The sequence below is a fragment of the Pseudomonas sp. B14-6 genome (assembly GCF_013260315.1).
GTDB classification, from domain to species: Bacteria; Pseudomonadota; Gammaproteobacteria; order Pseudomonadales; family Pseudomonadaceae; genus Aquipseudomonas; species Aquipseudomonas mandelii.
This window is the reverse complement of the sequence record NZ_CP053929.1, coordinates 6,585,272-6,601,490: the sequence shown is the minus strand read 5'-3', so window position 1 is coordinate 6,601,490 and position 16,219 is coordinate 6,585,272. Positions and strand designations below refer to the sequence as shown.

The window sequence follows — 16,219 nt, the reverse complement described above, 5'->3', positions numbered from 1 at the left end:
GGGGCCAGCAAGACCGACTAATTTCTCTCGGCTAAAAACTTCAACAACGCCTCCGTCACAAACGTCGGATTCTCCAGATTGGAGATATGCCCCGCCTCCGGCACCAGCACATACGGGCAGCCAATCAACCCGGCCATTTCCTTCGTTTCCGACGGCGGCCGCGGTTTGTCCTGATCGCCACACATCACCAGCGTGGTGGCAGGGTTCAGCTCGCCCAGACGCGGCAACAGATCATCCCGCCCAAACGTAATCCGCCCCATCGGCACAATGCTTTCACGCAGACGTTCGGACGGCAACGCCGCCAGTTTCGCGCGAAAATCCTGATACAGGGCCGACTGTGGATCGATGCCCGGACGGAAGAAAATCGGCACCACGATGTCGAGCAGCTGCGGCGCGATCACACCGGTGTCTTCGATCTGTTTGAACAGCGAGAAATAGTATTGGCGAGTCGGTTCCGGCTCGACGCCGACGTAAGTGTCCATCAGCACCAGGCCATTGATCTGCTGTGGCGCTGACAGCGCCAGTCGCACGCCCCACATGCCACCGACCGACAGACCGACCAGCGTGACACGATCAACGTCCAGATGATCGAGCAGCGCCAAGGCCTGGCGGGCGATGTCATCCAGCGACTTCGTGCCTTCGGGAAGTGACCCGGATTCACCGTGGCCCCACAGGTCCAGGGCAATGACCCGATAGTGTTGCGACAACGCAGCAATCTGCGGTGCCCACATGGCTTGGTCCCACAGGTAGCTGCCGGCCAGCAATACGGCCGGGCCGGTGCCTTGATCGATGTAGTGAAGGGGCTGTCCGTCAATCGTTACAAAGGGCATTAACTGTCTCCTTTTTGAAGGGAATTCAACAAAAAAAGCAGAGGCAGCCTGAGCCGGTCCGAAGCGGCAGTCAACGCGCAAATTCGCGCAAATTCAATGACGCCATCGCGAGCAGGCTCGCTCCCACAGGTCTGGTGTCGATCATAAAAATCGCGAACGACACAAATCCTGTAGGAGCGAGGCTTGCCCGCGAAAGGCCCCGCACAGACGCTAAAGAATCAAAACCCCTCCAACTCCGCCATCAAGTCATTGAGGCGATCCACCTTCTCCTCGGTGATGTCACTCGCCGCCAACCCGTTGATGTACTCGGCCAACTCCGCCACCGTGCTGCACTCGAACATCGCCCGCAACGGCACATCCCGTTGCAAGGCTTTCTGCACCCGCGAAGCAATCTGCGTCGCCAGCAACGAATGCCCGCCCAGCTCGAAGAAGTTGTCCTGCGCGCCGACCTTCTCGACCTTCAGCACCTTGGCCCAGATATTCGCCAGTGTCTGCTCCAGCTCGGTGCGCGGCGCCTGGTAATCCTGGCTCTGCAACTGGCCGATCTCCAGCGCCGGCAGCGCCTTGCGGTCGAGTTTGCCGTTGGCATTGAGCGGCATCCGCTCCAGCCACAACCAGTGCAGCGGCACCATGTACTCCGGGAGTTCGGTACGCAGGCGTTGCTTGATGCGTTCGAGTCGCTCCGTTGGCTTGATCAAAGCATCCGCCGCGACCAAATAGCCGACCAGATGCTTGCCGTTCACGCCTTCCTGCACACCGACCGCCGCTTCGCGCACTTCTGGTTGCTCATGCAGGCGTGCTTCGATTTCACCCAGTTCGATGCGGTAACCGCGAATCTTCACTTGATGGTCGATACGCCCAACGTATTCCAGCACGCCGTCACTGCGACGTCGGGCCAAGTCGCCGGTGCGATACAGACGATCCCCCGGCGCGCCAAACGGGTTCGGTACAAATACCAGGGCGGTGCGCAACGGGTCGCTGACGTAACCACGCCCGACCCCGGTGCCGGCGACGCACAACTCGCCCACCGCACCCAACGGCACCAGGTCCAGCGCGCCATCGAGCAGGTACAAACGGTTGTTGTCGGTCGGCGTACCGATGGGCAGGTAACTGCCTCGGGTCGAGGCCATGTCAACGCGGAAGAACGCCACGTCGTCCGAGCATTCCGCCGGGCCATAGGCATTCACTAGCCCGATCTCCGGGTAGCGCAGCAGCCATTGATGCGCCAGTTCCGGCGGCATCGCTTCACCGGTCGGCAGCATCCAGCGCAGGCCGTCGAGGCTCATGCGTTCCTGGGCGAGCATGCCCTGAATCAGCGACGGCACGCTTTCCAGTACCGTAATGCCCTGGGCCGATACGTGCGCCAGCAACCCTTGCGGGTCATGGGCGATGGTGTTCGGCACAATGTCCACCCGCGCCCCGAACAGCGGTGCGGCGAGGAACTGCCAGACCGAAATGTCGAAGCTTTGCGAAGCAGTCTGGGCGATCACATCAACATCGCTGAGATTCAGGTACGGCACCTTGCTCAACTGGTTGTTGAGCATGCCGCGCTGTTCGACCATCACGCCTTTGGGCAAACCGGTGGAGCCGGAGGTGTAGATCACATAGGCGAGGTTGTCCGGGCCGCTGTAAACACCCGGATTCGCCACCGATACATCGCTCGCCTGCACCTCTTCCCAGACCAGTAATTTCGGCCGGTTGGCGCAACTGAACGCCTCCAGCAGCGCGACCGCCTGTTCACGACAGGTTTGCGTGCAGACCAGCAATGGCGTGCGGCTCAGGTCGATGATCCGGCTCAGACGCTGACTCGGCAGCCCCGGGTCCAGCGGCAGATAACCCGCGCCCGCCTTGAAGCTGCCGATGATCATGCCGAGCAGATCGAGGTTACGTTCAGCCAGCAACGCCACCGGTTGATCCAGCCCGACCCCGGCCGCGATCAACGCATGACCGAGCCGGTTGCTGCGCCGGTTCAGTTCTACATAACTGTGTTGCTGATCCAGGCAACTCGCGGCAATCCGCTGCGGATGCCGAGCGACCTGCGCTTCGAACAACGCGACATAGCTTTGTTCCAGCGGGTAATCGTGCTCGCTCTGGTTGCAGCCGTGGATCAGGAAATCCTGTTCCTCGTCGCCCAGCAACGGCAGATCGGCCATGTCGCCATGGAAGCCTTCGACCAGCGCCAGCAACAATCGCTTGAACTCGCCGAGCATGCGCTCGACGGTCGATTCGTCGAAATAACGCTGGTCGTAAGACAGGTGCAGCCCCAGGTCATCCCCCGGATAGCAGACCGCCGTCAGCGGGAAGTTGGTGTGGGTGCGGCCCGAATCGGACGTGGCATTGAGGCTCTGTGCACGGTCCAGCACCGAGACTTCCACCGGGGCGTTTTCGAACACGAACAGGCTGTCGAACAGCGGTTGGCCCTTGGGCAGTTCGCTGTTTTCCTGAATGCTCACCAGCGGCAGGTATTCGTACTCACGCAGTTGCATGTTGCTGTCGAGCAAACCACTCAACCACTGGCGCACACTGCAACGCTGATCGTCCTCGGGCATTTTCACCCGCAGCGCGATGCTGTTGATGAACAGCCCGACGGTGCGCTGCATCTGCGGCATGTCCACCGGACGCCCGGCCACCGTGACGCCGAACAGCACGTCACGATCACCGCTCAAACGCCGTAGCACCAAGGCCCACGCCGCTTGCGCAAAGGTGTTGATGGTCAGTTGATGCGCCTGCGCCAGTTCGCGCAGTTGCGCACCGTCACGAGCATCAAGCCTTGTGTAGCGGTCACCGACGATCATGCCGCCGCTTTCACCGGCATGCTCACGCAGGAACGGCCGGTCGCTCGGGATCGGCGTGGTCCGTTCGAAACCTTGCAGATTGGTTTTCCACCACTGCCGCGCCTCGGCCAGGCTCTGGCGTTGCAGCCAGCCAATGTAGTCGCGATAACGCGGGGGCACAGCCAGTTGCGCTTCCCGGCCTTCGCCGAGGGCGGGGTAGATTTCGAAGAAATCGTTCATCAGCAGCGAGCGGCACCAGGCATCAATCAGGATGTGGTGGTTGCTCATAATGAACCAGTAACGCGCCGCGCCGACCTTGATCAAGCGCAGGTGGAAAGGTGCCTGATTGAGCAGATCGAACCCGGCTTCACGCTCGCTTTTGAGCAGCGCTTGCAGTTTCGGCTCTTGCTCCGCTTCGGCAATTTGCGTCCAGTCGAGGATCTCGATCGGCGTGCTGCCGGGTTTGTGGATCACTTGCAGCATGTCTTCGCCAACGTTCCAGCAGAACGATGCGCGCAGTGCTTCGTGGCGGGCAATCACCGCTTGCCAGGCCTGGGCAAAACGTTGCGGGTCGAGTTCGCTGTTGATGCGGTAGCGATCCTGCATGTAGTAGAGGCCGGTGCCCGGTTCCAGCAAGGTGTGCAGCAGCATGCCTTCCTGCATCGGGGTCAGCGGGTAGACGTCTTCGATGACGGCGGCCGGGATTGGCAACGCGTCGATTTGCGGCTGGGTCAGTTTCGCCAACGGGAAGTCCGACGGCGTCAGGCCTCCCGCATCGTCGCGCAGGCAATGTTCGATCAGCCTTTGCAGTTCGCCAAGATAAGCGTTGGCCAGGTCGGTGATGGCTTGCGGATCGTGGCGTTCGGCGCTGAAAGTCCAGCGCAGCACCAGCTCACCGCCATACACCTGACTGTCGACGCTCAGTTCATTGGGCAGCGGCGCGCGAGGATCATGGGCCGCACCGACCGCTTCATCGAGAGGACGGAACAAGGCGTCCGCGCCGAAGCTCTGGTCGAACTGACCGAGGTAGTTGAAGGTGATCGGCGCCACCGGCAACGCGGCCAGGGTCTGACGACTCAGATCATCGGCCAGATAACGCAGCACGCCATAACCCAGGCCTTTGTGCGGCACGGCACGCAGTTGTTCCTTGATCGCCTTGATCGAGGCGCCCTGCCCATTCGCCGGCACGAGGCGTAATGGATAAGCGCTGGTGAACCAGCCGACGGTGCGGGTCAGGTCGATCTCGTCGAACAGGGTTTCGCGGCCGTGGCCTTCAAGCTGAATCAGCGCCGACTCCTCTCCGCTCCAATTGCACAGCACCCGAGCCAACGCGGTCAGCAGCAGGTCGTTGACGTGCGTGCGATAGGCACTCGGCGCCTGTTGCAGCAACTGGCGAGTACGCTCGGCATCGAGGCGCACGCTGACGGTTTGCGCATGCCGGTTCTGCCGCCCGCCCTCAGGACGATTACAGGGCAATTCGGCGTTCGGCCCGGTCAGTTGCGACTGCCACCAGCTCAGTTCTTCACGCAGGGATTCGCTGCCGGCATAGGCCTGCAAACGGGCGGACCAATCCTTGAAGGCGCTGGTTTTCGCCGGCAGTTTGACCGACTGCCCGGCGTCCAGTTGACGGTAAACGGTTTGCAGATCGTCGAGCAGCACCCGCCACGAAACGCCGTCCACCACCAAGTGGTGAATGGCGATGAACAGCCGTTGTACGCCCTCGGGACCATCGACCAGCAACAAGCGCATCAGCGGCCCCTGTTCGAGGTCGAGGCTGCGCTGGGCATCGGCGAACAGCGCGGCGCATTTGTCCATGGACGAAACTCGAACTTGCCATAGCACCGGCACGTTGGAAATCGCCTGATGCTCGGCGCGCCATTGCGTGTCGGTCTGGCTGAAACGCAACCGCAAGGCATCGTGCTGTTCGATTACCGCCAGCAGCGCTTGCTCCAGGCGATGGGGTTCCAGCGCGACGGTCGGCTCCAGCAGCAATGCCTGGTTCCAGTGCTGACGCTCGGGAATGTCCGTGTCGAAGAACCAGTGCTGAATCGGCGTCAGACGCGACTCACCGCTGAGCAGGCCTTGCTCGGCGGTGACCTGCTCGGTGCGGGTGGCCACGGCGGCCAGGGTTTGCACGGTCTGGTGCTGGAACAGGTCACGCGGACTGAAATGAATGCCCTGCTGCCGCGCACGGCTGACCACCTGGATTGACAGAATCGAATCGCCGCCCAGTTCGAAGAAGTTGTCGTTAAGGCCCACTTGCTCGACGTTCAGCACCTCGCACCAGATGCCGGTCAAGGTCAGCTCTAGCTCGTTGCTTGGCGCCACGTAGTGTTGACGGTTGAGTTCCGGGTCCGGCGCTGGCAAGGCGCGGCGGTCGAGTTTGCCATTGGTGGTCAGCGGCATGCTGGCCAGCAGGATCAGGTGCGTCGGCACCATGTAATCCGGCAGTTGCGATTTGAGGTGATGCTTCAGTGCTTCACGCAATGCCGCTTGTTGCGTTTCCTCCTGCTCGGCGACCTCGGTCACCAGATAGCCGACCAGCTGTTTGCCGCTCGGCGCGTCGAGGGCCAGGACCACGGCTTCGCGGATCGACTCATGCTCCAGCAGACGGGTTTCGATCTCGCCCAACTCGATGCGAAAACCGCGAATCTTCACTTGATGGTCGATGCGCCCCAGATACTCCACCAGGCCATCGGCACGCTGGCGCACCAGGTCGCCGGTGCGGTACAGACGTCCGCCATCGGCGGCGAATGGGTCCGCCACAAACCGTTCGGCGGTCATGCCCGGTCGCTGGTGATAACCCTGCGCCAGACCGGCGCCACCGACGAACAACTCACCGGTCGCGCCTTGCGGTACCAAGGCCAGGTCGGCATCGAGGATGTAGGCGACCCGCGCGCCGATCACGCTGCCGATCGGCACGCTGGCCAAGCCTTCTTCCAGCTGTTCCGGTGCGAGACTGGCCAATGGCATGACCACGGTTTCGGTCGGGCCGTAGGCGTTGAAAAACAGGCTTGGTTTGAACGCCGCACGGATTCGCGTCAGGTGTTCACCGGTCAGGGCTTCGCCGCCGGTGATGCACATGCGCACCGGGAGGATTTCGCCCTGGGTTGCCAGCCACTGCGCCAATTGGCTGCCGTAGCTTGGGGTGAAGCCGAGGATGTTGATGTGGTGGCGACGAATGAGCCCGCAGATGTCTTCCGCGTCCCATTGGCCTTGGGCGCGCAGGACAACGTGCGCACCACTCAACAACGGCACCAGCAAACGCTCGGTCGCAGCGTCGAAGTTGATCGAATAGAAATGCAGTTCGCAATCGTCCGGGCGCATGCCGAAGCGCTCAATGACCGCTTGGCAATGCATGGCGATTTCACCGTGGGACACCACCACACCTTTCGGTTTGCCGGTCGAACCCGAGGTGTAAATCAGGTAGGCCTGATGTTGCGGCAGGCTGATAAAGGGCAGTTCGGTGGCCGGGTAATGGGCCAACGCGGCGGCGTCCTCTTCGAGGCACCAACGGCCAACGCTGGCCGGCAATTCGCCAAGCGCGTCGAACATCGCCGCATCGCTGAGCAGCAAACCGATGCCGCTGTCCTCGATCATGTAATGCAGGCGATCGAGCGGGTATTCCGGGTCCAGCGGCACATAAGCGCCGCCGGCCTTGAGGATCGCCAGCAGGCCGACGACCATTTCCAGCGAACGCTCAAGCGCCAGGCCGACGCGAACCTGCGGGCCGACACCGCGTTCGCGAAGCATCCAGGCCAGGCGATTGGCGCGGCTGTCGAGTTCGGCGTAGCTCAGGGTTTCACCTGCAAACGTCAACGCCGGTGCGTCTTTGCGGGCGAGGGCTTGCTCGCTGAACAGGTGATGGATGCATTGATCGAGGCGATGCTCCCCCGGTTCGACGCCAAGGCTGTCCAACAGCTTTTGCTGTTCCGTGGCGTCGAGCAACGGCAACTCGCAGAGTCGCTGTTGCGGATCGCTCAGCAGCGCTTCCAGCAGATTGCGCCAGTGCCCCGCCATGCGTGCAATGCGCGGTTCATCGAACAAATCGGTGCTGTAAGTCAGGCAGCAACCCAGTCGATGATCGAGGTCGGTGACTTCCAGGTTGAGGTCGAACTTGGTCGCCCGGGCATCGTTGGCCAGGTACTCGACGGTCATGCCGGCCAGGGTGCGGCTTTGCTGGAATTCCCAGCGTTGCACGTTGCACATCACCTGGAACAGCGGGTTGTACGCGGCACTGCGCGGTGGCTGCAAGGCCTCAACCAAGTGATCGAATGGCAAGTCCTGATGGGACTGGCCTTCGATCACCGTGTGGCGCACCTGCTCGAACAATTCACCGACGGACATCTGCCCGTCGAGCTGGCAACGCAGCACTTGGGTGTTGAGGAACGCCCCGATCAGTCCTTCGCTTTCCGGGCGAATCCGGTTGGCCACCGGCGCGCCGATGCGCAGGTCGTTTTGGCCGCTGTAGCGATAAAGCAGCACGGCCAGTGCGGCTGTCATGGTCATGAACAGGGTCAGGCCGTTTTGCGCGTTGAAGGCGCGTACCCGTGCGGCGAGGTCATCGCTCAGGTCGAAACGGAACAGTTCGCCCTGATGGCTTTGCACCGGCGGACGTGGACGGTCGGCGGGCAATTCCAGCAGCGGATGTTCGCGGCCCAGTTGCGCGGTCCAGTAGTCGAGCTGGCGCTGGCGCTCGCCGGATTCCAGCCACTGGCGCTGCCAGACGCTGTAATCCAGGTACTGCACTGGCAGCGGTGCCAACGGCGATTCGCGGTCATCGACGAACGCTTCGTACAGCGCGCTCAGTTCACGGGCAAAGATGTCCATCGCCCAGCCTTCGGTGACGATGTGGTGCAAAGTCAGCACCAGATAGTGTTCGTGCTCGGCGGTCTTGACCAGACAGGCGCGCAGCAGCGGACCGGTTTCCAGATCGAACGGTTTATGTGCCTCGTCGTCAGCCAGTTGCTGCACCCGTTGCTCACGGCTGTCGGCCTCCAGCGCCGAGAAGTCCTTCCAGTCCATGCGCATGCCGGTTTGCGCATGGACCTGTTGGCGGGCCACGCCGTCGATGCTCGGGAACGTGGTGCGCAGGGTTTCGTGGCGCATGATCAGCGCTTGCAACGCCGCTTCGAAACGCCCGACATCGAGTACACCGCGCAACCGTGCCATGCCGCCGACGTTATAGGCCGGGCTGTCCGGCTCCATTTGCCAGAGAAACCACATGCGTTGCTGGGAATAAGAGAGCGGCACCGGTTGGCGGCGGTCGACGTTCTCGATGGGCGGTTGCTGGTTGGTCTTGCCGCTGGCCTGGATCAGTTGCACCTGTTCGGCAAACGCGCCCAGCTCACTGTTTTCGAACAGTGCCCGCAGCGGCAACTCAACGTCGCAGGCCTGACGGGTGCGGGAAATGATTTGCGTGGCCAGCAACGAATGACCGCCGAGGGCGAAGAAATCGTCACGCAGGCCGATCTGCGCAAGGCACAGCACTTCGCGCCAGATGCCGGCGATTTGCTGCTCAAGCGCTGTGACCGGCTCGACGTGTTCGCGCACTTGCCATTGCGGTTCGGGCAAGGCACGACGGTCGAGTTTGCCGCTCGGGCTCAGGGGCATTTCGTCCAGGCGCATCAGCTGCGCCGGGACCATGTATTCCGGCAGTTCAGCCGCCAGTGCAGCTTTCAGGCGTGCGGTTTGAACATCAACCTGTTCAATGGAATCGGTGGCGGTGTAGTAACCGATCAATTGGCCACCGGCGGCGGTTTCGCGCACCAGCACCACGGCTTGGGCAACGCCTTCCTGGGCCAGCAAGCGCGCTTCGATTTCTTCGGGCTCGACACGGAAGCCGCGCAGTTTGACCTGCTGATCGAGGCGACCGAGGTATTCGATCACCCCATCCGCCGTCCAGCGCGCACGGTCGCCGGTGCGGTACAGACGCGCGCCCTGCTCGCCCAGTGGATCGACGATAAAACGTTCAGCGGTCAGTCCCGGACGGCCCAGATAACCACGAGCAAGGCCGATGCCGCTGATGCACAGCTCACCCGGCACCCCGGCCGGCACCGGGTTGAGGTCGCTGTCGAGCACGCGGCACACCACGTTGCCCAACGGACGGCCAATCGGCGAGCGCTCGCCATCGGCGCGGACGCAGTGCCAATGGGTGACGTTGATTGCGGTTTCGGTCGGGCCGTAGCGGTTGTGCAATTGTACGGCCGGCAGTTGTTCCAGCACGCGGTTGCGCAGCTCGGCGGGTAAGGCTTCGCCACCGGAGAAGACCCGGCGCAGGCTGGTGCATTCGGCGGTCAGCGGCTCGTCGATGAACAACGAAAGCAGTGGCGGCACGAAGTGCAGCGTGGTCACGCCGTATTGCTGAACCAGCTGCGCGATGCGATGCGGATCGCGGTGCTCGCCGGGGCCGGCAATCAGCAAGCGGGCGCCGGTGATCAGCGGCCAGAAGCACTCCCACACCGACACGTCGAAACTGATCGGGGCTTTTTGCATCAGCACGTCGGTGTCGTTCAACCCGTAGGTGTTCTGCATCCATTGCAGGCGCTCGGCGAGCGCCGCGTGGGTGTTGCCGACGCCCTTGGGTTGACCGGTGGAACCGGAGGTGTAAATCACGTAGGCGAGGTTGTCGCCGTGAAGGTGCAGGCCCGGCGCCTGGCTTGGCCAGTTCTCCAGATGCAGCGCATCCATGGCGATGAAGCTGACGCCATCGGTGGCCGGCAGGCGTTCGAGCAATTGGGTCTGGGTCAACAGCAACTCCACGCCGCTGTCGCTGAGCATGTAGGCCAGGCGCTCGGCCGGGTAATCCGGGTCCAGCGGCACGTAGGCACCACCAGCCTTGATGATCGCCAGCAGGCCGATCAGCAACTGCGGCGAACGCTCGGCGGCGATGGCCACGCAGACGTCCGGGCCGACGCCTTTGTCGCGCAGGTAATGGGCCAGGCGGTTGGCCTGGGTGTGCAGTTCGGCGAAATCGAGGCTGCCGCCGTCCCAGATCAGCGCGGTGCGTTCCGGGGTCTGGCGCGCTTGCTCGTTGAGCCGTTCCGGCAACCATTGGCTGGCCGGTGTGCACGGCGCGGCGCTCCAGGACGATTGTTGGTCGTGTTCGCTTGCGCTCAGCAGTGGCAGGTCGCCGATGGCGGTGGACGGTTGCTCGCAAATGGCTCGCAGCAGGTGGCTGAAATGCTCGGCCAGGCGCTCGATGGTCGTCGCGTCGAACAGCTCGCTGGCGTAGTCGAAGGACAGGCTCAAGCGACCCTTCTGGTCTTCTTCGCTGTGCAGTTGCAGGTCGAACTTGGCTTCGCGGCTGTGCCACGGCAGTTCTTCGGCGAGCAATCCCGGCAGGCGGCGCAGCGCGTTCAAGTCCCGTTGCTGGTGGTTGAACATCACCTGGAACAAGCCTTGTTCGCGCGCTTGCGGGAACGCTTCGAGCAGTTGTTCGAACGGCAGATCCTGATGCGCTTGCGCCCCCAGCGCGGCCTGGCGGGTTTGCGCCAGCAGCTCAACGAATGGCAGGCGCGAATCCACGTCGGCACGCAGCACCTGGGTGTTGATGAAGAAGCCGATCAGCCCTTGGGTTTCCAGGCGCGGGCGGTTGGCATTCGGCACGCCGATGCGGATGTCGCGCTGGCCGCTGTAGCGGTGCAACAGGCTCTGGAAGGCGGCGAGCAACAGCATGAACGGCGTCGACTCATGCGCCTGGGCGGTCTGGCGAATGGCATCGCTCAGGGTCGCGGCGAGCTTTATCGAGTGGCGGGCAGCACTGTGAACGTGCTTCGCCGAGCGCGGATGATCGGTGGCCAGGTTCAGCGTTGGATGCTCTTCGCCCAACTGCGTTTTCCAGTAGGCGAGTTGACGCTCGCCCTCCCCTTGCGCCAGCCATTGACGCTGCCAGCTGCCGTAATCGGCGTATTGGGCTGGCAATGCGGGAAGCGTGGCCTTTTGTCCCTGGGAAGCCGCGGCGTACAGGCGCGAGAACTCGTCGATCAGCACGTTCAGCGACCAGCCATCGGCAATGATGTGATGCATCGTCACCAGCAGTTGATGGTCATCGTCGTCGAGGCGCACCAGCGTCACCCACAGCAGCGGGCCTTTCTCCAGATCGAATTGGGTGCGGGCTTCGTCCTCACGGATGTGCAGCGCGCGGGCTTCGCGCTCCTCGGCGGGCAGTTCGCTGATGTCGATCAATTGCAGGTTGAATTCGCCCGCCGCATCGACCTGCTGGAGCGACACGCCGTCCCGTTCGAAGAAGCGTGTGCGCAAGGATTCATGACGTTCGATCAGCTGCTGGAAACTGGCGCGCAAGGCGTTTTCGTCCAGCTCGCCACGCAGGCGCAAGGCCCCGGGAATGTTGTAGGCGCTGCTGTGCGGATCGAGTTGCCAGGTAATCCAGAGGCGGTTTTGCGCCAGAGACTGTGGCATCGGTTCGTGACGCGACAGCGGAGTAATCACGCCTTGGGCCAGGCCGCCGTCCTGTTGCAGCTGAGCGACAGCGGCAGTGAAGGCGCCGAGGGTTGGCGCTTCGAACAGCAGGCGCAGGTTCAGCTCCAGTCCGAGTGTTTCACGCAGTCGCGCAACCACTTGAGTGGCGGCGATGGAATTGCCGCCGAGCAGGAAGAAGTGATCGTCGGCGTTAACCTGTTTGACCTGCAGTTGCTCACTCCAGATCTGGCCGATCAAGGCTTGCAGTTCGGAACCCGACGCTGTGCCGGATTCGCCCTGAACGTCCGCCGAAGGGAACAGCGCGTAGCTGTCGAGGCTGCCGTCCTTCAGACGATTGCGGCAGGCCGAACGTTGCAGTTTGCCGCTGGAGGTTTTGGGCAATGCGCCCGGATTGAGCAGCACCACCACGCTCGGCGCTTCCTGATACGCCTCGGCCACCGCTTGGCGGATGGCTTTGATCAACGCGTCGGGCGCGAGGATTTTCTGCACGCTGCGGCTGATTTCCGCGGCGATGCCGATGCCTTCCTGGCCATCGACAGTGACCGCGAAGGCCGCGACACGACCTTTGCGCACCACTTCCACTTCGCGTTCGACGGTCTGTTCGATGTCTTGCGGGTACAGGTTGTGACCGCGAACGATCAGCATGTCTTTCAGGCGCCCGGTGATGAACAGTTCACCGTCACGCATGAAACCCAAGTCGCCGGTGCGCAGCCAGGTCCGGTCGTTGTGCTGGACGAAGGTCTTGGCGCTGGCCTCGGGGTTGCGCCAGTAGCCATGGGCGATGCTAGGCCCGGCAGCCCACACTTCGCCGACGGCGTTGTCGGTGAGTTCGTTGAGCGCGACCGGGTCGACAATCAACACCGCGTGATCCGGCTGGCTGATGCCGCAACTCATGATCGCGCTGCCCTCGCCAGGCTCTGCGCGGTTTTGGGCCAGGGCTTGATCGTCCACGCGCAGGTTGCCGATGCCCTGACCGCGCGGGGTTCCGGCGACAAACAAGGTGGCTTCGGCCAACCCGTAGGACGCCATGAAACTGTCAGTGGTGAAACCGCACACCGCGAACTTTTCGCCGAAACGATCCAGGGTGTCGAGACGAATCGGTTCGGAGCCGGAATACGCGACGCGCCAGCCGCTCAGGTCGAGGCGTTCCAGCGCCGACTCACTGACGCGCTCGCTGCACAGGCGATAGGCGAAATCCGGGCCGCCGCTGATGGTGCCGCCGTATTCGCTGATCGCTTCCAGCCAGCGCAACGGCCGGCCGAGGAAATACGCCGGCGACATCAACACACACGGCACGCCGCTGAAAACCGGCTGCAACAGACCGCCGATCAGGCCCATGTCGTGGTACAGCGGCAGCCAGCTGACGATCACGTCATCCGGGTTCAGATCGATACCGAAGCCATGACGGATCAGCAGTTCATTGGCCACCAGGTTGCCGTGGCTGACTTGCACGCCTTTGGGCAACGCGGTGGAACCGGAGGTGTATTGCAAAAAGGCGATGTGGTCGCCGGCCAGGTTCGGCGCGACCCAGCTGGCGGCCAAGGCACCGTCGAGGGTGTCGACGCACAGCAGCGGCGGCGCACCTTCAATCTGCTGCAAGGCGTCACGCAGGCCGGCGCTGGTCAGCAGCAGACGCGGCTCGGCATCGTTGATGATCGACAGCAAACGTTCCTGGTGATGACGTTTAGCCGACTCCGGCGGATAAGCCGGCACCGCGATCACCCCGGCGTACAGGCAACCAAAAAACGCCGCGACGTAATCCGGGCCGCTCGGAAACAGCAGCACGGCGCGATCGCCGAACTCAGCCTCGGCCTGCAACGCACCGGCAATGGTTCGCGCCCGCTGATCCAGCTCGCGATAACTGAGGACCACGGCCTGCTCCGGGGTTTCGGCGAGAAAACGCAAGGCCACCCGATCCGGCGTCAGGGCCGCTCGGCGCTGGAGGGCTTGGACCAGATTGCTTGGGAGTTCGAACGCGTCGGTCATGAGGTTTCCTGCCTGAATTCGGCTTGCAAATGGAATCGGTTTTCTTACGTCACGCCCACTAAAGGGCATGCAGGACGCGGTCTTCGCCGACTGCGCAAGGCATAGGGAGTGCGGTTTTGGCCGGGATTTACCCGGCACCTTTCACCAATGAGAACGGATGACGTCTTGAAATAATTAGTCGGCAGGGTCGATCGGCAACGGAACCAAGTGCTGCACGCGAGTGCGACAGCGTGTCGCAGTTCTCACTCTGCACCGCTGAGGAGCATTAGTTCTCTTTCTCAATTGACAATCATTATCATTCAGCATAATTTGTCGCTCGATGTGTAGGACGGCCACCCCCCACCGCCCCACCAACCTATTGGCAGCAAGGTGATTTCCATGACGGAACAAGTATCCACAAGCAGGTGCGATTCACCGCTACTTCAGGCCTTTGTCGACAACCGACTGATTCTGGTCAAGATTGCAGCGCGGATTACCGGTTGCCGGTCGCGTGCTGAAGACGTGGTCCAGGATGCGTTTTTCCGGCTGCAATCGGCGCCGCAAATCACGTCATCCTTCAAGGCTCAGCTCAGTTATCTGTTCCAGATCGTGCGCAACCTGGCGATCGACCACTATCGCAAGCAGGCGCTGGAGCAGAAATACTCCGGGCCGGAAGAGGAAGGTCTGAACGTGGTGATTCAGGGCGCTTCGCCGGAAACCTCGCACATCAATTTCTCGACCCTGGAAAACATCGCCGATGCGCTGACGGAGCTGCCGAGCCGTACCCGTTACGCCTTCGAGATGTACCGCCTGCACGGCGTGCCGCAAAAGGACATCGCCAAGGAACTCGGCGTCTCGCCGACCCTGGTGAACTTCATGATTCGCGATGCGCTGGTGCACTGCCGCAAGGTGTCGGGCAATCGTGTAGATACCTTTGCCCGTCGCTAAAAGCTCAAATTTTCGGTGACCCCGATCGCGAGCAGGCTCACTCCTACATTTGATCTTGGGTGTTCACCGATTGTGTGTTCACTGGAGATTCAATGTGGGAGCGAGCCTGCTCGCGATGGGGCACTCAAGGTCAGTGCAGACCTTGAGCCATAAGCATCACGCCAACTTGCACCGAGCAAAAAACCGCTCCCGCCCCAGCATCATCAACGCCGCGCGCTTGTGCGGAAAGTCGAACTCTTTCTCACAGTGGTAACCCTGATCCTGCATGTACTTGATCATCTTCCCGTTGTCGGCGCGAGGCTCGGCGACGACTCGCTGGGTGCGCGGATCGTCGAGAAACAGGTAGTGCGTCAACGCCGATAACCAGCTCGCCACCTTGTGCGGGCCACGGTGATTTTCTTCACCCACCAGCATGTGGATACCACGGTCGTAATCGCCGGTGTCATAGAACGGCGCGATGCGATCTTCCTTGGCCCAGTAGGCTTCGAAATAGGCAAACGGCTGATCATCGAAACAACCGATCAGGGTCAGGGTGTGAGGATCGGCTTCGAGTTTGCTCAGGTACTCGCGGTGCTGCTCAAGACTGCCCTCTTCCTGCCAGAAACTCGCGACCCGCGGGCTGTTCTGCCAGCGATTGAAACGTCCCAGGTCCAGATCGATATCCAGCGTGCGCAGGGAAATCCAGCCACCGAGCCGCGCATCGAAGCGACGATAAACTTCACCGCGTGGTTTTAGCGGGCGCAGCGGATGACGCTTGCCGCCACTGATGACCATTTGCTGCGGATAAGTGTCGGCCTGCGCCTGACTGAGCCACGGCTGGGGCAACTGCCAGAACAGCGTGCGTTTGCAACGGTATTGGCCGGCGGTGTCGGTGGGAATCAGCAAACCGCTCGCCAAGGCGTCGGCAGGCGATTGCTGCAGTTGAAACGTCAGGTGCTGGCACGCCGGATCACGGGCAAACAGCCAATAGCAGGTGGCCCAGAGCGCCTGACTTTCAGGCGTGTCGAAACGCTTTTCGACCTGCACCTGCACATCGGGCTCGCGGGTCAGGCGCAGCTCGATCAGCGGCTGCCCTTCCAGGCTGAGGTGCAGGCGACTCTGGGTTTCATCAGCTACAAGACGGCTTCCGTTGGGCAAGGCCAGGGCAGTCAGGTCATTCAGATTGGGCATGGGTCGGGCTCACGATAATCGTCGACAGTTCAACCCTGTGACGTGAGCCGGGGCAGGAAATTTAAGTGAAGTCGCGAATTGGCGCGACCT

Annotated in this window: 4 protein-coding genes; 1 reads left to right on the top strand and 3 read right to left on the bottom strand. The window is 62.2% G+C overall.

Translation table 11 applies throughout. From position 1 onward, the window contains the following. Window positions 1-17: 17 nt before the first annotated feature. Complete coding sequence (locus HP062_RS30125; protein ID WP_172792466.1) at window positions 18-830, bottom strand: alpha/beta fold hydrolase; 813 nt, start codon at window positions 828-830, stop codon at window positions 18-20. Window positions 831-1,048: 218 nt separating this feature from the next. After that, window positions 1,049-14,032 carry a non-ribosomal peptide synthetase gene (locus HP062_RS30120; RefSeq protein WP_172792465.1) on the bottom strand — a complete coding sequence of 4,328 codons (12,984 nt, stop codon included), beginning with the start codon at window positions 14,030-14,032 and terminating at the stop codon, window positions 1,049-1,051. Window positions 14,033-14,410: 378 nt separating this feature from the next. On the opposite strand from HP062_RS30120, the gene HP062_RS30115 reads away from it, so the two are divergent. Beyond that, on the top strand, window positions 14,411-14,959 hold the full coding sequence (locus tag HP062_RS30115; RefSeq protein WP_010461205.1) for an RNA polymerase factor sigma-70: 549 nt from the start codon (window positions 14,411-14,413) through the stop codon (window positions 14,957-14,959). 156 nt (window positions 14,960-15,115) lie between these two features. Here HP062_RS30115 and HP062_RS30110 read toward each other — a convergent pair whose 3' ends face one another. Next, the gene (locus tag HP062_RS30110) at window positions 15,116-16,129 is read right to left on the bottom strand and encodes a GNAT family N-acetyltransferase (RefSeq protein WP_172792464.1); all 1,014 of its coding nucleotides are present in this window, start codon (window positions 16,127-16,129) and stop codon (window positions 15,116-15,118) included. Between the last annotated feature and the right edge of the window lie 90 nt (window positions 16,130-16,219).